Here is an 18041-nt window from a genome sequence, read left to right on the forward strand (position 1 = left end):
AAACTGATTTTCAGGACTACTTCTTTGTAGCCCTGAAACAATTCAGTTCGAGTTATTTAGTTAATAGAAATCACCGATTAATCTCGATATGCGATTAAATTGATTAATCTTGGTACTACGTCACCATTATCGAAGGATTTTTTTTCAATAGAAAGAGCAAAGCTTTTACCTTTTAGATCAACTAAATCGACATTACCTTGGTCATCCATAGGAATATCATATGCTACTGACTTAAATAGCACGTTATATGAATAAGGTTTCTCGACTGCTTGGTTAATACTTGGCAATGCTAATTTGAATGTATTGCCAAGTTCTTTTATCGCCTCAGAATCTATTAACGAAAATTCAATTACTACTCGAGGATATCCTGTCTCCGAAACATAAACATCCGTGCAAATGGCCTCTGTATGAATTCGAACTTGATATTCATATATGAAATTATTTAAATTAAAAATTAGTGGCTGGCTATTTTGTACTTCCATTTCATTCACCTCTGATTTTATTTCGAATATTCTTTTCTCAGCATTTTTAAATTTAACAAGCTTAAATTTAAAATTTGTATTGCTGGTAAAATAATAATCGATGCGTGTCGTTTGTGTTTCACAACTGAGCGCTCTGTTGCTTACAAGGTCAGTGTACACGCAAAAAAAAGAGATTAATATAGATTTGGAACTACTCAAAAGGCACGCTAAAACAAAGTGAGCTTGCTCCCATAGGCCTCCTACGGAAACAAACAGACTTCGATATAGCGTGCCTACTAATTGTAATATTAGATCGGTGTATTTTCATGTTTAATCGTAATAAATCAAATATCCTACCGCATAAAAATGATTCAGATTTAGTTCATTCTAGATAATCTGACATTATTTTTTTCACTTTTTGTTTTAACTCCATAGAAGACGTGTCTTCTGAAAAATTAGCTTGTAATTCCGCAAGTAAATCCATTACTTCTTGCCATCCATCCCGATTTTTCTTCGCTTCTTCTACTTCTTCTTGTGTATACACATAGTCATAAAGTCCAAAGAAAACATACCTTTCTACCATTTTATTAATCAGATTGACATCGCTATCAATTGTTTCTTGATCCTGCGCGAAGAATTCCTTGAAAAAAGCGTAAAGATTCTTTGTTCCTTCTTGGAACTCGCGCCTTGTACCATACCAATGTCTAAATCTTGGCAAATTTCTTTCTAGCGCATTATTTATTTGGTCATTATATGTTGCAAGATAATTCTCAATATCCACTTCTATTATAAAGTTCTGCCATCTGCTTTGTAATGATTCAGTATAATCTTTAAATTGATTAATAAACCTTATTTTTTCTTCATATAAGTAGTCTTGATCTATATGAAGATTACGATTTTGAATTAGAGTATAGTAGTTATTTTCTTTTTCGAGATAGGTATAAAATTTAAAAGTTGGTTGATCATAATCTTCACAAATGTAGAATTCTATTAGAGCAAAGAGGAATAAACCTTCGATTCCTTCAAATGTTTCTCTGTCTTGCTGAGATCGAGTTGAGGCATTACAGGTGGGAAATCTATTCTTTATTCCTTCTTCGAGTTTATCGTTATAAGAAACTATTTTTCCCATTAACCTTAGCGCTCCTTGAAAAGCACGTTTTCTTGTGGTTTGCTCGTAAAACCCCAAAGTAATATCGTTCTTTTTTATTCCATAAAAACAGTCTTTCCCTGTAATTGCATGCATCATGTTATCACTCCAATGATTTTTTTCATGCTTTTAATATAACATATTTCCCTTCACTCTCTATAGCATCAAAAGACATCCAGACAGAGAAAATATTCACTAGGTTACATCGTCAATATCCACATTACATTTCAACAGATTCCAATCATATCGTACACTTGTTGCTAGGGGATGATAATAATTTTCTCCTTCAGCGTTTGTTAGGTAATAGCATTTATGTAACTGCGTATGTAGTTTAGAAAGCAATTCATCTACTCGTTTTTTGACCATTGCATTCGTATTCGGCAAACTTCCCCAAGCAAAAATGATTTCTGACGATTTTTTTGCACACGTGAGAATTGCCTTATCGTTCTCCCTATCCGTTGCGTTTGATATTTCTCGCCTGTCGCGCTCCGATAGACCTAATTTCGAAAATAAATTCACGCTATAATAACCTCCATATCCTCTACTATGGAGGTTATTGGTCAGTAACATCTGTGTCGTGTCCAAAACTACTAATTCAGCTGATCCAGGATAAAGTGTAATAATAGTACAACATGGCTTTTGATCATCCCATAACTTATGTAAAACATATCTATGCATCGTATCGTCTGACTCTATTAATTCCACAGTAATGCTTGACTCTATTCGTTTCACCATATTATAAATCTCCTTCTATATGTAACAATTCTTCTATTAGTATAATTGCAATACAGGCAACTAGCCTTAAAAATAATCTCTCCATCTCTATATCAATCCTTTCGCTCATCTTTTGTCAATAAATCCGAAATGACTCTCAGACCTTCAAGAATAATTATCCATAACTTCTTTTCCATTTATCCATCCTCCTCAATCAAACAATTGATAGTAAATAAGCTTGTGACCTTGCAGCACGCCAAGCAACTTACACTTCAGGTCACATACATCGGTGATAATATATACAACGTAAATTCCTACACTAAAATAGTGAACCAATACTTCATTTTCTATACAGAGTTTATCGAAAATATCCGGCAAAAGATTCGCATCTAATTCATCTCGGAACAACAAAATGCTTTCCGTCGCGTAGTCAGCGCTATTGGTGGTACACCCGAAATGATTGTGCATCAAATCCATTACATACTGTAGTTTATCCATCTCAAATTCTCCTCTTTCCTTGCCATCAGACGCCCCAGCCTTCAGCAAGGCACACCACGTCTTTGTAAAAATTAGATTACTTCTCTTGGGATTTTTCATTACTAATTTTGTTTTTACATATACCCGCCTGTTTTCAACGATACAAAATCATCATCGCCCAATATGATGTGGTCCAGCACATCGATGCCCAAGAGTTCACCTGCTTCAGTTAGTCTTGCTGTCGTCACAAGGTCCGCTTCAGATGGTTCAGGATTCCCACTTGGATGTGTGTGTCCTACCATGATGCGGGCTGCATTGGAGAGTATAGCTGTCTTGAATATTTCACGCGGATGCGCAATGGATGAGTTGATGCTACCGATGTGACAGCAATTAATGTTTGTGGGCTCGTTTTTAGTATTCAAACACAGCACAATCAGGTATTCACGATCAACATCCCCCAAAAACTGGCGCATCAATTGGTAGGCATCGTTCGGGCAGCTGATGGCACGGTACTTGTACAGTAAGGATTTGTCTTTCACCATCTGGATCTTCACGATATCCACCCGTTTAGCTGCTGTAAGGGCTAGTTCTTCGAACGTGTGTTGTTTCGTTTGGTTATTGTATTCGTTTTTCATTTTGAATTCCCCGTTTCTGATTAGTATTCTTCCGGAAAGAGCATGGTTTGGTAATCATCGCTGTCAATCACCCAGATGGTTTTATTGATGCAGCATTCGCTAGGAACCGCCATTACTGTTACTTGGCTCCACTGTGGCTCCTCTTGACTATGCAGAATCTCTTGACCTTTTTCTGTAGCCTTCAACTCAAATTTTTGGAAATAGTCCAAGGTGTTACCGTTCTGTACTTGCTCGTCTATTAGGGACCACAGAAAGAACTGCGTTTCGATTGGTACGGTATTATCCACACTTCTGGTGACATAGCGGTTATTTTTGGATTGAAACATATTTAATCCCTCTTCCACTCGTTATTTTTAGGCAAAAAGAAAAAGGTCAAGATCCGCTTATGGAATCTTGGCCTTCTTTTTACCTGATGTTTCAAAGTTATTATATATATTTGAGTTCATTTTTATTTCGTATGCCTTAGTTATTGCTGAATATTACTTTTCCACACTTCACAATGATTTTGTCATCATGTTTAATCACAGTTATATTGATTGAATTTCTTCCAATTCGAAAATATCCGTGATCATTGAATGAATATGTTTATTAAAAGCTTTCTCTTTTAATTTCCCTTTTATTCCATATGCAGTATACCCTACACCGACCAGAAATGTTACTGGTCCTCCCGCAAGTAAAGTTATAAAAGTCCCAGTGCCTAGCAAAAAATTGTTACTATTTTTTAGTGCTTTATCCAAATTCATTTCTTGAATTCTTACAGTGGCTTGATTAACATGTTTCCAAAGAAATATTACTCTACCTCTTTTGCCACTAGGATCTTTCATAGCAATTCCTGTTGCATGTTTATATTGCGCCTCAGCGTCTTCATCAATGTGGGTTTCAACCGTAAACTGAAGATTAGACTTATCTGATAACTCTTTTAGTTTTTCAATTAACAATTCTTCTTTTTCTGCAGAGTATTTGTAAAAAGCGTCCATATTAATCACTCCTAATTTTTTAGTCATCTACACCATTCAACATTATTCAGATCTTTTATTACTAAGAACTGTATTTCTATATTTTTGTGAAACCGATATAGAACAAATCCCATTATCCACAAACTGAGAACGCCCCCAAACCATCCCTCTTTAAAAAGAAATTATTTATCCTTTATTAAATTTGAACCCCATCGTTGTGAGTACCCATATCTCTTCGTCAGCTCAGCCAAATTAGTCCCATCGTACTCTTTTCTGATTTTCTCCGCCGCAAGATTTCGGTCATACAGTTTCATTGGGACTGAAATTTGCATGCCTCGGTATTCATCATAGATTTTCAACATATTTTCCTGACCGACTAGATCATACAGAGTTTTATAAAATGGATGTAGAACTTCATATTCAAGCTTCATGGTATCTCCTATCAGTAATAATATGTAAATATTGTAACAAACCTTAAAAGCGCTTAGTAATGCAGATTTCCTTGCATTTTACTTGTCGTTATTCATGTGTTTTTCAAAAAAATTGTTCTAAAGTACAGTTCTTTCTTGCAAACCATGAAGACCACCCCCATTCTTGTACTCTGACAATCAAATAATCAGATTTAGTTTCAGGGTGATAATATATATTTCAAAACTACTTCGTTACTCAATACAAACGCTGGACTGAAAGCGTTTAAATCCTCTCATCTGTCGTTTTTAAAATACATTATAGGTAAAAAAAATAGGCCAAGATCCGCGTGGAATCTTGGCCCTTCCTAAAGTTGAGTTATTTGTAACTAATTTTTGTGAGCTCTAACCAATTCTTCGTGTGTATAGCCAAACATATAGTCTTCATCCTGTCCGTTTGAGAAATAGATGTCTGCTGCATCATATACACTTAAACTTTCATCTTCATCATCTTCGAATTCTTCATCTAAGACGAGTCCATAATTCTCAACCTCTGAAACCTTCTTATCTTTTTTCTCTCTTCCAAACATTATTACCCCTCCTCAATATATTTTATACAACTGGTTTTTATACCCTATGCTTTACAACCGGAAAATCATTAGTCTTTGAAATCATCATATTCTTGTTGGGTAGCAGTACCGCGGTATTCGACACTATAGAATGTTTCCCCGTCGAATTCATAACCTATATAAGGAAAGACTCTACCATTTTTCTCAGTCATCTTTTCTACAGGTTCAAATTGAGCCAGCGCCTCGTGCTCACTAAACTCAGATGTCGCAAAGAAAAAGTGATCATACATATCTTCCCAGCCAAACCTTTTTGCGCTAATAACATGATACTTCATTTTCTTCACCTCTATTGTTTACTGTAATCAGGTATTTCCTTTCAAATTTAACTTTTGCAACCTAAACGTAATGTCACACATGCACCCATGATGTGTTTTACCGATCTGCTGAGCTAGGAATCTTGCTGACATTCTACCTACAATAAAACCTTCCCATTTTGTACTGCCTTACCGCCTTTTGCATATCCCTCAACCCATGTTTGACCCGGTTGAAGTGTATACCCATGTTCTGCTGCCGAAGCTAGTTTCTCAAGGGATGCATGATTTCCATTTGGCAAATTTCGTATATGGTCATGCACATCAAAGGGATTCTGCAAATTTCTATTTATAGGAAATTCAATGATTTTCATTTCTGCTATGGACTCAGCCATCGGAATCGATTTTCCTGCACTTTGGGTAGGAAGCTCCACAACATCTTTCTTCAGGGAATCCCATAAAACTAAAATAGAATCCTTGTGCTTAACCCCTACGATGATACCAATTAATGCAGCAACGCTTACTCCTGCAACTACGAGCTCCTTCTTATGCGCCTTAACCCATTTGATAAAAGTCTGTTTTTCTTCCATCAGTATGACCCTCCTAAAATCCTAAACATAGACATTGATGTCCGCACTTGTTATAATCAAATTATAGAAATTAACGTTCGCAAAGTCAATAAAACCGGCTGCGGCGTTTTTCCATAAAATGTCCGTACAGAGGGGGAACAACACATGGGAAATAAATCTACAGCAACAGTGCCCGTTAATAAGAAACGTTTCATGGAAGTGCTAAAGCTCCGAAAATGCAGTATTCGCAAGTTGGGAAATGCTTACGACGAAATTGAACGCACAGAAAAAACCATACGACGCTATTTGGATAAGGGTGAAATACCACCAGACCTTCTTAATAAGATTGCAAAATTCTTAAATGTTCATCCAGATTACCTTTCCGGTGTGTATGATACTAAAGCAGACCAAATTAAGAATGCCTATTTACGTTCTCTTTCCAAAGCCAACATAAATCCAGAAAAATACCCATACCTTTTGAAAGCAAGAAGTGACATCGATTACACTTCTTATTTTGAAAATATACTCACAATGAACAATATCACGATGGAACAGTTTAGAACACTGCCTCCAAGGGATCGTATTACGTTCCGGCAGGAAATGGTTGTTGCAATCTTGCAAGTTGTTGCAAAGCATTTTACTCAGGATTCCCTTGGCAACGATTTGGCTGCTGAACTGTCCTATTGCGAAGCTTTCGTTGGTGACTTTGACCCATTCTCATACTTTGCCCACTTGGAAGGAATCGGCCTATCTGAAGACGATATCGAATTTCCACCTGATGATGGTGAACCTTCAGATTTTGAGACTAGTTTGCAAAAAAAGTACGGCATATAACACTATCGCCTCACTACTGGTTCGCACAACCAACAGCGAGGCAATTTCTATCTAATATCTGCTGAATATATCTCTAACTTTACCTTATAGGGATCAACAGTAGCTCCATTTTTGTTAAAACCATCCATAGGATGCAAGGCAAAAACAAAGCGGAAAGCCCGTCACTATAGGCTTTCCGCTTTGTCGATTCTATTCTCTTTTTCCAGGCATTTCTGTAGCTCACTCAGAAATATTGGCACAACACCATTTCCTTCAAAAAATGACTTCTCAAACGTGTTCTGATTCGTATGTCCCTGCATAATCCAAAACCCACGGTGAATCTTATCGGCTTTTTTAAGCTCGAAACATCCCCTAAAAACCATCCCGAAATCACTTCATTAGATGGTCCGCTGGTACTTTTTGGATTTTTAATTCTATCATTTTCGGTGTTGGTAACTAAACCTCTGCCACTAGTCTTAAATTGGAGGGAGATAAAAAGAATTCAACGCGTCGTGGTTCTTAAAACGAACAATTTTTTTGAATTCGCAACTACTCAAAATTCCTCTGCATTCACTTAATCCCGTACTTAATAACTTGATTTTATTTTCATAATTATGTACATGACCAGTCTTTCTATAGTGGCAAATCCTTCTTGGTAAAAATGACATTAGAGGCTGCATACAAGACGAAGGTAATGCCTCCTAAAGCCACCAATCCCCAACCAAAATCTCCACCTGTTAGAATTGCTTCAGTATCAAATAGAGTCGTTATAGTCAGATACTCGAGATTTTCTGATGTATCCATCAATTGTTGTACCATGGTAATAATAAAGAATGTAAATGGAATTCCGCCACCAATAGCTAAAGCTAAACCTGTACGGTTGAATAGCGTTGATGCAAAAAAGGAAATCGAACTAAGAGCCAATATCAACAACAAAAGTCCGACACTTAACCAAATATACGCTTCAGCATCAAATTCCAACGCTTCATCGACCGCTTTGGCAGAGCTGACCATGCCATTATTAGCCATTGTAATGATTTGTTGCTCGGTTAAATCCGTTGCTACCATCGCCGCTTCTAGTGCCACTGGATCTTTAATCAAGGCAATCTTATCCGCAACTTGATCAGTCTCCATATTCAAAGCTTTCGCTGAAGACTCAATCACTAATTGCATTAAGATATCGGCATTATCTTCGGATACCATGACAGTCGGTTGTGTAGCCGGTTGTGCAGTCGCTTCTGTACCCTCTTCATTTGGTGTTTTTTCCTCTTTAACGGCGACTTCAGTTTCCTGTTCAAGTGAAACTATTTCATTATTGATAAATTGTTGGTATTCATTCACTGACAAGCCTGTTACTTTTGCGCCAGTAACAAGGGCATCGTTACTTAACAGAAGCATGGTGGGGTCGGCGGCCAATTCCTCCGCAGTGATTTCAATATCTTCGTCTTCCATGTCTTCATCATCTTTGTAGATATCCCAGCGTTCATCGGTGATGACTGCTGCGGCTTCCTCATAGGAGCGGTCATTGATGACACTCTCAAGATAGATCGTATAGGCTTCGGTATCCATATTTCTGACTGCAGCTGCTTCCCGCATGGCATGATCGTTTTCCAAAATTAGATACATACGCTCGGATATATAGCCCTCATCTTGATTCAATGCCTCAGCGGCTGCCCGCACATCATCGGTAATGGTATAGCCGGTGACGTTTTGATACTTAAGTTGGGCTGCAACCAGACCGGTGGATCCAATGATTCCATACATCAAAACAATGGAAAGGACCAAAAAGATCGATTTAGTAAAAATAACACTGGACCGTTTAATCGGAGTGGATAAGGTATAGGCCATTGAGCCAGAATCCACTTCATTAACCACCAGGTTGTTTGCGGTGAACACGACGTAGACAATTCCCAGGATAACGGCAATCAGTTTATAGAAGTTTTCCAGACTTCCCAATAAGCTTGTCATCGTTGATAAGATATTAGAAAATCTTGTCCCTTCAGCAGCAGATGCGATTGCCGCGAAGCCTTCTGCATCAAAAGTTACCGTAAAGGCCGATAGGATCATCGCTGCAACGAAAGTAATAATAACCCAGAGCTTCCAATTGGCTTGAATACTTTGCTTAAAAATTGGTTTTGAGAACATCTTATTTTTCCCCCTTGAACACTTGCGTGACATAATCTTCGAATGTGACTTTAATTTCCTTGAAATACACTAATTTAAAGTTCTTTAAATCTTGGATCAAACGATTAATATCTTGATCATGAATCATGATGTTTAATTGCAGGTCGTCCACCTTAACCCGATGTAGGTCATAACCGAGACTGCGGAAGTGCTCGAAATCTTCAATCGATTTAAACTCCATTTTATAAGTTTTCATCTTGTTATAGCGGATGTCCTTCATATCAATCACATCAATGATCATCCCATCACGAATGATTGCGACGCGGTCACAGACCTCTTCCACTTCTTGGAAAATATGACTGGACATAAAAATGGTTTTCCCTTTGGCTTTTTCCTCTTTCAATAGCTCGATAAAGATATCCCGCATCAAAGGATCCAGTCCTGTCGTTGGCTCGTCCATTATCAAAATATCAGCATCAGAGGCAAAAGCTGAGACGATAGCGGTTTTCTGCTTCATTCCTTTGCTCATGGCTCGGACATTCGCTTTCGCGTCTAATTGGAGCTGGTCAATAACATTCTCTGCATATTCCCAATCACCTCGACCTGATAAATAAATCTGATTTTTGATAAAATCCTCTCCGGTCGAATTACCTGGAAAATTAATTTCACCAGGTATATACGATACATAGCGCTTTACCTCTGCACTACTTTTGTTCGCATCAAGCCCATTAATGGTGACCGTTCCTTCATCCGGTGTTAAAAAGCCCATCATGTGTCGGATCGCCGTGGTCTTGCCTGCACCGTTTACACCAACAAAGCCATATATCTCACCTTTTTCAACTTCTAATGACATATCGAAAATACCGCGTTTCTTTCCATAGTCCTTTGTCAGATGCTTAATTTCAATGTACGCCATGTTCTAGGTTCTCCTCTCCGGCTGCTATAGATTTCTTACGATCATAGAAGTCCATAAAGTAATCTTCCAGTGTAAATTTAATTTCTGAGATAAAACGAATACTTACTTCACTTAGTTCGGTAAACAACCGTTGCATCGTCTCATCTGTCAGATTTAACTTAACTTGATTCTGATCGGGCCGTTCGACCGGAATTTTAAATTTCGTTCGGGCCAGGAACTGTTGGTAATCTTTTTTTGTCGCAAACTCTATTTTAAAAGTTTTGTTTGTATTATGTTTAAGTTTGGCTGCTTCAATAGTTGAGACAACCACTCCATCCTTGATTATGGCAATCCGGTCACACGTTGCATCCACTTCACTGAAGATGTGGCTAGAGAGCAGAATGGTCTTTCCTTCTTTTTTTTCTTCCAAAATAAATTGGATGAAACGTTCTTGCATGACCGGGTCCAATCCTGAGGTTGGCTCATCCAGAATTAATACCTTGGGATTATGCATGAAGGCTGTCACCAATGCCAGCTTTCGCTTAGAGCCAAGACTCATTGCTTCAATTTCCATTGCTGAATCCAATTCAAACATTTCCTTCAGATAATCTGTTCGGGACATATCGCTGATTTGTCTTTCTTCAGCCATGAATTGGATAAAGCCCTCTCCGGTCATCCCCTTCGGAAAGGCCAACTCTCCAGGTAAGTACCCAACATCATGTTTAATGATAGCTGCTGATTTCCAACAGTCTTTACCATTGATATATAGTTCCCCTTCTTGAGGCTTGGAAAATCCCATCAAGTGGCGGATAGTAGTGGTCTTCCCGGCACCGTTAGGCCCAAGAAAGCCAAAGACTTCTCCTTCTGCTATCTCAAAGGAAACATCGAATATTCCCCGTCCATGCCCATAATCTTTGGTTACGTGTCTTACTTCGATAACTGACATAGTGTCACTGCCTTTCTTTTAATTTGCTTATGTAAGATAAATTACATTCGTTTCTTTATTTACATTTGTTACAATTTCTATTATACTAATATCGAAAAGCAGAACAAGATACATATAATTGGTATTTGATACTTAACTTACATTCTTTTGATAATTGATAGTTTTCCTTAAGGAGGAAACCCAGGATGGAGCAATTAGATTTAAGGGTTCAAAAGACGTATAAAGCCCTAGTTGAAGCATTTGAACGCTTACTACTAGAAAAAGAATTTGAGAGTATATCCGTAACCGAAATATGTGATGCTGCCATGATTCGTCGCCCCACTTTCTACAAGCATTTCTTGGATAAATATGACTTCATAACTTTTTTCATTAAACACAAGATGAATAAAATATTTGATTTTGCCATTCAAAAGTCAAACGATGAAGGTGTTGATTTTTTCATTGTTGTTTTCGAGCAGCTTTTGGATCAATTCGACAATCTCTTACACCTCATTTTCAGTATTCAAACGAATGGGAACAGCATCTTTGAACTTGAAAGTGTACGGGAATACGGAAAGAGTATGTTAAACAATTACGTAAAAAAAGAGGACACTGACAAGGAACTGCCTCTGCAACTAAGTTATAAAGGACAGATTATTATGGGCATCACGATTCAATCTGTTTTTTGGTACAAAGATAAGAAAAGTCAAATTAGTCGTAAAGAAGTTATTGAACTCTATACGCAAACACTGGATAGACTTCGTTGACAGCATTAACAATTTTGCGTAAATGGCTTGTTCCCACTGCAGATTATTCCTCATTTTGTAACTATTCTAAAAGACTATGACAGACCCGTAAGGAATAGCAAATTTCTTAAGTTACGAACGCGATAAGCTTAAAAAACTAAGATGCTAACCCTTTCTTACAGGATTAGCGTCTTAGTTCCGTAGGTTAATTGGAAGGTAAAAAAAAGCGGAAAGCCCGTCATCATAGGCTTTCCGCTTTATCGATTCTATTCTCTTTTTCAAACCTTTTCTGTCACTAACTCAGGAATGCCGTCACACCGCCATTCTCCCAAAAAAAATGACCTCATTTATGATAAGCATGCCCATGAATAATCCTAAAAGCGCGGTAGATCTGCTCGACAAGCACCAGCCGCATCAGTTGGTGCGGGTAGGTCAGCTTGCCGAAGGAGATGTGCTGGTTGGCGCGGGTGAGGACGGCTTGGCTGAGGCCGAGCGAGCCGCCGATGATGAAGACGATGTCGCTTTTGCCGGAGGTGCCGAGTTTGTCGATCTCATTGGCGAATTCGACCGAGTCGTACTCTTTGCCTTGGATCGCCATCGCGAAGACGTAGCTCTGTTCCGGGATTTTGGCGAGGATTTTTTCGCCCTCCTTGTCCTTGATCATTTCCATCTCTTTGTCGCTCAGGTTTTCCGGCGCCTTTTCGTCGGCGACCTCGATGATCTGCAGCTTGCAGTAGCTGCCGAGCCGCTTCGTGTACTCGGCGATGCCTTCCTTCAGGTACTTTTCCTTCAATTTGCCGACGGTGATGATTTTTATGTTCATGATTGTTCGCTCCTTTTTCTTCTCACCTTCTATCCTATGGGAACATACCTGTTTTCGCAACCGTCTTTTTCTCTGATATTTTTGATAAAATAGTGAACCAATTTGCCGATTATCCTTTTATTAACCAAACCTGTTGTTCATTCTTATTATAATAGGAAGAAAATACAAAATTTCATCGGAAAATGGCATGGAAAGCAGTTGCTTTTTTCTGTAAATGATTTAATATACTCTTATGCTTTTGAGTTGCTTTATCATGCGGTAGCATTATAATAATATCAAATCCTATCCGCGTGCTATTTGAGAGGAGATTTGGAACATTGTGTTAAAGAAATTTTCGAGTTGGTCTGTGTCACAAAAGATCGCCACGAGCTTCGCTTTTGTCATCTTTACCGGATCGATTCTGTTGACGCTGCCGATCAGTCAGCTTCCCACTTCGGAAGCCACCTATTTCGACAATCTGTTCACTGCGATATCGATGGTCTGTGTGACGGGCTTGTTTACCGAATCTGTCCATGATTCCTACACGATCTTTGGCCAGGTCGTGGGGATTATCCTTATGCAGATCGGCGGGGTGGGGTTGATGACCCTGATTGCTTCCGTCATCACCCGCCTGAAAGGACGGATGGGCCTGCGCAACCGCTTGGCCGTCCAGGAAGGGATCAATCGCGGGGATGCGCGCGGCTTCAGGGAATACCTTTCGGATATCCTGAAATATACGGCTGTTTTTGAAGGACTCGGTTTCATTCTGCTGTCTTTCCGCTTTGTTCCCGAGATGGGTTGGCCGATGGGCTTGTTCACTTCTCTTTTCCTGTCGGTGTCAGCGTTCTGTAATGCCGGCTTCGATCCGATGGGGAACGTCAGTCTTGTGGATTACGTCCACGACCCATTGGTGAACTTCACCATCACCTCGCTGATCATCCTGGGCGGGATCGGTTTCTCGGTCTGGTTCGATGTATCGAGAAGCGTCAAATGCTACATGGGCAAAAAATGCCGTCCCAGCATACGGGTATTTTTCCGTACTTTATCCTTGCACAGCCGCTTGGCAATCAGCGTTTCTCTTGCGGTTATCCTTGTCGGTCTGCTGTTCTTCGTCGCTGTTGAATACAACAATGACAATTCGATCGGCACTTTCACCTTCCCGCAAAAACTGATGGCTGGTTATTTCCAGACCGTCACTATGCGTACGGCCGGATTCGCGACCATCGACTATACGACCGTCTACCCGTTCACGCTCTTCTGGTTCGTCCTGACGATGTTCATCGGAGGTTCTCCAGGCGGTACCGCGGGCGGTCTGAAAACCACGACCTTCGCAATCATCTTCCTGACCCTCTACAACGAGTTGCGTGGGCAGAGCAATGTAAATATCGCGAACCACACGATCAGCCGCCAGCAAGTCCGTCAGGCTTTCGTCATCTTTATGGCGTTGTTGGGGACGCTCATCATCGGCACCAGCCTGTTGAGCATCCTGAATCCGGAAGTGGATTTCATTTACGTTCTTTTTGAAGCAATCTCGGCGCTTGCGACAGTCGGGGTCAGTGCTAATCTGACGCCTACATTAGGCCGCCTCAGTCAAGCAATCCTGATGTTCTTGATGTTCGCCGGCCGGATCGGCCCAATCACTCTGGTGGATAGTTTAGCCAGAAGCACGCAAAAAGTTCATGATGTTGAATATTCTAAAGGAAATATCCTGATCGGATAAAAGCAAAGAGGAGCGTATCAAACTATGAGTAAATTGGTTGGAATTTTGGGATTAGGTATTTTCGGATCAACAATTGCTAAAACATTGAGCGAGTTCGATTCAGATGTCATCGCTGTCGACAAAGATCCAGAAAACGTGAACAGGCTGGAGCCTTTCATCGCCAAGGGCATCATCGGAGACGTAACGGATCTGGCCCTATTGGAGTCGATCGGGCTTTCCGACTGCGATGTGGTCGTGATCGCGACCGGTACCGTGTTGGAAGCCAGCGTGTTGGCCGTGATGAACTGCAAAAAACTGGGCATCAAACATGTCATCGCAAAAGCCAAAAATAAAAACTACCGTGAAGTGCTGGAAGCGATCGGCGCTGACACCGTCATCCTGCCTGAAAAGGAAACCGGGATGCGCGTCGCCAAAAACATTCTGCGCACAAACATCGAGGATGTCGTGAACCTGGACGAGCAGACTTCCATCATCGAATTCTATCCGCCCGCAAAATGGGTCGGCAAAACACTGGGTGATCTGGACCTGCGCAACAAATACGACATCAATATCATCGGTCTCCGCAAGCACCGCGGTGAGCATCTGAACGTGTCCTTCACAGGCGATTACGTTGTGGACAAAGACATCGTGCTTGTCGGCATCACCGAATCCGATGTCTTCGAACGTTATGACTATCTGAACCAACTGACTTGATCTATGCATGCTTGAGCCGCCTCACTGAGGGCGGCTTTTTTGTTTGGTCTGCATCTTAGCTGCGCGTTTGGCAGGGTTTTCCCGGTGCAGGATGCTTGCTGCGGTTTTTGGATTCCGGCTCCGGTTATGCCCATTTCGCACACACAACCCACACCTTATCCACAAAAGTTATCCACATGCACACACGTTCCCCCGTTATTTAGTGGTAGCATTATTTTTCGGCACAGCATCTTGATCCGCCTGAAAATACTTTGTCCCGTACTGATCAAAGTTGTGCACATACCCAAATGAACAATCCAAACACCCGAAATACCCTCACAGAACAACAAAAAAAATATTCTTTTCACATGCGGCAATCAACAAATCCACAGACGGACCCCGATTCTGTGGATAACTTTCGTTTTCAGAAAGCACTGTTCCCATAACCATTTACGCGTTTTACACACAAATACTTTTTTTCCACATAATTTATCCACATTTATGTGGATGTTTGCGCTTTTCGTGTATTCCAAGCACGTAAAACCCCGCATGGTTTCTCATAAGAGAAACCATGCGGGGGCAACAGTTTATTCAGCCGAAGTCTGTCCTTCGGTCAAGGTCACGGTCGTAGTCTGCAGCGTGCCTTCGCGGTAGTAGGAGATCTCCACGTCGCTGCCGACTTCCAGTGAATAGAGGATCTTGCGCAGGTCGACGATGCCGGTTACGGCTTCGCCGTTCATTTCGGTGATGACATCGTACTGTTCCAGGCCGCCCATTTCGGCTGCCGACAGCGCTTGAACTTCGGCGATGACGACGCCTTCCGTCACATCTTCAGGCAGTTTGAGAACGGAACTTTGTTGGGAAGCGGAGATCTGGGACAGATCAAGCATCGATACGCCAAGGATCGGACGGACGATTTCGCCGTTCCGTTCCAGCTCGTTGATGATGGTCAGGGCATCATTGCTCGGGATGGCGAAGCCCATCCCCTCAACGTTGGAGTCGGATATCTTCATCGAGTTGATGCCGATGACCTGGCCGGCGATATTGATCAGGGCGCCGCCGGAATTGCCCGGATTGATTGCTGCATCCGTCTGCAGCGCTGTCACATCCCAGTCGACAATGCCGTCTCCATCCACATCCGTTGAGACGGAGCGGTTTTTGGCTGAGATGATGCCTTGCGTGACTGAGGTCGCGAACTCGGTGCCCAGCGGCGAGCCGATTGCGATGGCCGGTTCGCCGACATTGACTGCGTCGGAATCCCCGAAAGAAGCCACTGCGGTGACATTCGTTGCCGGTATCGTCAGGACGGCCAGGTCGGTCCAGATGTCACTTCCGACGACGGTTGCCACTTCCTTCGTGCCGTCTTTCATCAGGATTTCCAGTTCATCCGCGCCGTCGATGACGTGGTTGTTCGTCACGATATAGGCGAGGTCGTCCTCGATCTTATAGATGACGCCGCTGCCTTCACTCGATGTCTCCAGCGTGCCATTTGTGGTATCGGAGGAATTCTGCGGCAGATCGAAGCCGAACATGTTTTGGCTGCCCTCCTGCATATTGATGATGGACACGACGGCATCCTGCACTTTTTCCACAGCGGCAGTCGTGTCGGTCGTCACATTGACGGCGACATCCGCCACAGTTTCATTGATGGCTGTGTTGCCGTTATTGCCTGTTCCGGAACCGTTGCCGAGGATACCCGAACCGAACAGCAAACCGGCACCGATCAAACCAACCATCCCGCCGCCGATCAAGCCGCCGATGATGCCGTTTTTGATGGGCGAATTTTTGCGTTCTTTCGGGCGTCTGGAAGCATCTTCGTTTCCGTTTGCGGTGTTGTATACGCGCGCGCGTTCCTCTTTGTTCATCACAGGCCGTGCGCTGGCGGTTGTTTCCTTTTCAGGTTCTTTCTTGCTTGCCGTTTCTTCGACTTCAGTGAAATCGGCATCTATTTCTCTTTCTTCGGATAAGTCTTCCTGAATGTGATCAGCAGATGGAGCTTCAGCGGCAGTCGATTCCATTTCAGATTCCGGTTCGTTGGATTTTTCTTGATCGGTCGGATTGTTGTTATTTTCTTCGTTCCTGTCCATGATGATTCCTCCTTATCGTTCTACGAGTTCAGTATAGTCCCTTATTTTGAATAAATTATGAAGATAATGGGAGAATATTTCGGAAAATCGATACTCAATGGCTTAATTGTAGCATATCCGGGTACACAAAAAGGAGCGGAATCCCTCGAACCGCTCCTTTCCCGAATGCGCTCCGGCTTGACGGCTAAACTCTGAAAAGTTCGGTCGGATCGTCCGGATCGGTATCATAGACAAAAAAGTCTTCATTGACGCCCATGCCTTTTTGCATCAGGATGCTTTCGGCCGTCTGATGCGCCAAGCTCTTGATGTTGTTGTCCCTGCTCAAATGGCCGAGGTAGATGCGCTTTGTCCGGTTGCCCAGCATTTCCGCGATGGCTGCAGCCCCGTCCTCATTGGACAGATGGCCTTCGTCGCCCAGAATCCGCTGCTTCAGCGACCACGGGTATCCCCCCATGCGCAACAGCTCCAGATCGTGGTTGCTTTCGATCAGGTAGGCATCCGCATCGCGCAAAAGGCCGCGCAAGCGATCGCTGACATAGCCGGTATCGGTCAACATGACCATCTGCTTGCCTTCATGATGGAAGGAGTAGAACTGCGGTTCCGCGGCATCGTGGGAAACGCCGAAACTCTGGATGTCGACATCACCCAAAGTCAGCACCTGGCCCATCTCGAAGATGTGCTTCTGTTCGGTTTTGACATTGCCGATAATGTGGTCCATCGCCTTCCAGGTCGCTTCATTCGCATACAGATCCATATGGTACTTGCGCGCCAACACACCCAAGCCATGGACGTGATCGCGGTGTTCATGCGTGACGAGGATCGTGTCCACATCCGCAATGTTCCGGTCGATTTTTTCCATCAGACCGGCGATCTTTTTGCCGCTCAGCCCGCAGTCGACCAATATTTTCCGTTTTGGTGTCTCGATATAGGTGCAGTTGCCGGAACTGCCGCTCGCCAAATAGCTGACGTGCATGCCCTCTTTTTCTATTGTCTCAATCAAACTTAGCCCCT

21 protein-coding genes are annotated in these 18041 nt (G+C 42.0%); 4 read left to right on the forward strand and 17 right to left on the reverse strand.

Annotated features, from left to right (window positions below; all coding sequences use genetic code 11):
* Positions 1-77 precede the first annotated feature (77 nt).
* From BMX58_RS03205 to BMX58_RS03255, 11 genes are all read right to left on the reverse strand, one after another.
* The gene (locus BMX58_RS03205; protein ID WP_068621785.1) at positions 78-482 is read right to left on the reverse strand and encodes a hypothetical protein; all 405 of its coding nucleotides are present in this window, start codon (positions 480-482) and stop codon (positions 78-80) included.
* A gap of 361 nt (positions 483-843) precedes the next feature.
* Complete coding sequence (locus tag BMX58_RS03210; RefSeq protein WP_068621783.1) at positions 844-1707, reverse strand: hypothetical protein; 864 nt, start codon at positions 1705-1707, stop codon at positions 844-846.
* Between the two features lie 96 nt (positions 1708-1803).
* The gene (locus BMX58_RS03215; RefSeq protein WP_068621782.1) at positions 1804-2343 is read right to left on the reverse strand and encodes a DUF1643 domain-containing protein; all 540 of its coding nucleotides are present in this window, start codon (positions 2341-2343) and stop codon (positions 1804-1806) included.
* A gap of 189 nt (positions 2344-2532) precedes the next feature.
* Entirely contained in the window at positions 2533-2820 is a 288-nt protein-coding gene (locus BMX58_RS03220; protein WP_131814030.1) for a hypothetical protein, read from the reverse strand.
* A gap of 113 nt (positions 2821-2933) precedes the next feature.
* The gene (locus BMX58_RS03225) at positions 2934-3434 is read right to left on the reverse strand and encodes a JAB domain-containing protein (RefSeq protein WP_084253798.1); all 501 of its coding nucleotides are present in this window, start codon (positions 3432-3434) and stop codon (positions 2934-2936) included.
* 20 nt (positions 3435-3454) lie between these two features.
* Positions 3455-3760, reverse strand: a complete 306-nt coding sequence (locus tag BMX58_RS03230) for a DUF960 family protein (RefSeq protein ID WP_068621777.1) — start codon at positions 3758-3760, stop codon at positions 3455-3457.
* Positions 3761-3961: 201 nt separating this feature from the next.
* The gene (locus BMX58_RS03235; protein ID WP_131814032.1) at positions 3962-4438 is read right to left on the reverse strand and encodes a hypothetical protein; all 477 of its coding nucleotides are present in this window, start codon (positions 4436-4438) and stop codon (positions 3962-3964) included.
* A 134-nt stretch (positions 4439-4572) separates the two neighbouring features.
* On the reverse strand, positions 4573-4821 hold the full coding sequence (locus tag BMX58_RS03240) for a Mor transcription activator family protein (RefSeq protein WP_068621773.1): 249 nt from the start codon (positions 4819-4821) through the stop codon (positions 4573-4575).
* Positions 4822-5186: 365 nt separating this feature from the next.
* Positions 5187-5387 (reverse strand): hypothetical protein, encoded by a 201-nt coding sequence (locus BMX58_RS03245; protein WP_068621771.1) that lies wholly within the window; start codon positions 5385-5387, stop codon positions 5187-5189.
* 68 nt (positions 5388-5455) lie between these two features.
* Positions 5456-5701, reverse strand: a complete 246-nt coding sequence (locus BMX58_RS03250) for a hypothetical protein (RefSeq protein WP_068621769.1) — start codon at positions 5699-5701, stop codon at positions 5456-5458.
* 137 nt (positions 5702-5838) lie between these two features.
* On the reverse strand, positions 5839-6267 hold the full coding sequence (locus BMX58_RS03255) for a hypothetical protein (protein WP_204243748.1): 429 nt from the start codon (positions 6265-6267) through the stop codon (positions 5839-5841).
* Between the two features lie 144 nt (positions 6268-6411).
* Here BMX58_RS03255 and BMX58_RS03260 point away from each other — a divergent pair, with 144 nt between their 5' ends.
* Positions 6412-7080, forward strand: a complete 669-nt coding sequence (locus tag BMX58_RS03260; RefSeq protein WP_068621766.1) for a helix-turn-helix domain-containing protein — start codon at positions 6412-6414, stop codon at positions 7078-7080.
* 612 nt (positions 7081-7692) lie between these two features.
* On the opposite strand, the gene BMX58_RS03270 is transcribed toward BMX58_RS03260, so the two are convergent.
* The 3 genes from BMX58_RS03270 to BMX58_RS03280 are packed head-to-tail and all read right to left on the reverse strand — an operon-like array spanning position 7693 to position 11024.
* On the reverse strand, positions 7693-9204 hold the full coding sequence (locus BMX58_RS03270) for an ABC transporter permease (protein WP_068621762.1): 1512 nt from the start codon (positions 9202-9204) through the stop codon (positions 7693-7695).
* 1 nt (position 9205) lies between these two features.
* On the reverse strand, positions 9206-10099 hold the full coding sequence (locus BMX58_RS03275; RefSeq protein ID WP_068621760.1) for an ABC transporter ATP-binding protein: 894 nt from the start codon (positions 10097-10099) through the stop codon (positions 9206-9208).
* Positions 10086-11024, reverse strand: a complete 939-nt coding sequence (locus BMX58_RS03280; protein WP_068621758.1) for an ABC transporter ATP-binding protein — start codon at positions 11022-11024, stop codon at positions 10086-10088. The genes BMX58_RS03275 and BMX58_RS03280 overlap by 14 nt, the downstream gene beginning before the upstream one ends.
* Before the next feature lie 185 nt (positions 11025-11209).
* Between BMX58_RS03280 and BMX58_RS03285 the strand changes: the two genes are divergently transcribed.
* Entirely contained in the window at positions 11210-11770 is a 561-nt protein-coding gene (locus BMX58_RS03285; RefSeq protein WP_068560325.1) for a TetR/AcrR family transcriptional regulator, read from the forward strand.
* A 322-nt stretch (positions 11771-12092) separates the two neighbouring features.
* Here the strand turns inward: BMX58_RS03285 and rlmH are convergent, their stop codons facing one another.
* Positions 12093-12572, reverse strand: a complete 480-nt coding sequence (gene rlmH, locus BMX58_RS03290) for a 23S rRNA (pseudouridine(1915)-N(3))-methyltransferase RlmH (protein WP_068621756.1) — start codon at positions 12570-12572, stop codon at positions 12093-12095.
* Between the two features lie 319 nt (positions 12573-12891).
* Between rlmH and BMX58_RS03295 the strand changes: the two genes are divergently transcribed.
* Together BMX58_RS03295 and BMX58_RS03300 are read left to right on the forward strand one after the other, a co-directional pair.
* On the forward strand, positions 12892-14271 hold the full coding sequence (locus BMX58_RS03295) for a TrkH family potassium uptake protein (RefSeq protein WP_084253797.1): 1380 nt from the start codon (positions 12892-12894) through the stop codon (positions 14269-14271).
* A gap of 24 nt (positions 14272-14295) precedes the next feature.
* A complete protein-coding gene (locus BMX58_RS03300) occupies positions 14296-14964 on the forward strand; it encodes a potassium channel family protein (protein WP_068621754.1) in 669 nt (222 codons plus the stop codon).
* A 566-nt stretch (positions 14965-15530) separates the two neighbouring features.
* Here BMX58_RS03300 and BMX58_RS03305 read toward each other — a convergent pair.
* Positions 15531-16808, reverse strand: coding sequence for a trypsin-like peptidase domain-containing protein (locus tag BMX58_RS03305; protein ID WP_068621907.1), 1278 nt, complete (start codon positions 16806-16808; stop codon positions 15531-15533).
* Between the two features lie 406 nt (positions 16809-17214).
* Positions 17215-18003, reverse strand: a complete 789-nt coding sequence (locus BMX58_RS03310) for an MBL fold metallo-hydrolase (protein WP_239420525.1) — start codon at positions 18001-18003, stop codon at positions 17215-17217.
* Positions 18004-18041: the final 38 nt, after the last annotated feature.

It is taken from the genome of Trichococcus ilyis, assembly GCF_900109135.1.
GTDB lineage: Bacteria > Bacillota > Bacilli > Lactobacillales > Aerococcaceae > Trichococcus > Trichococcus ilyis.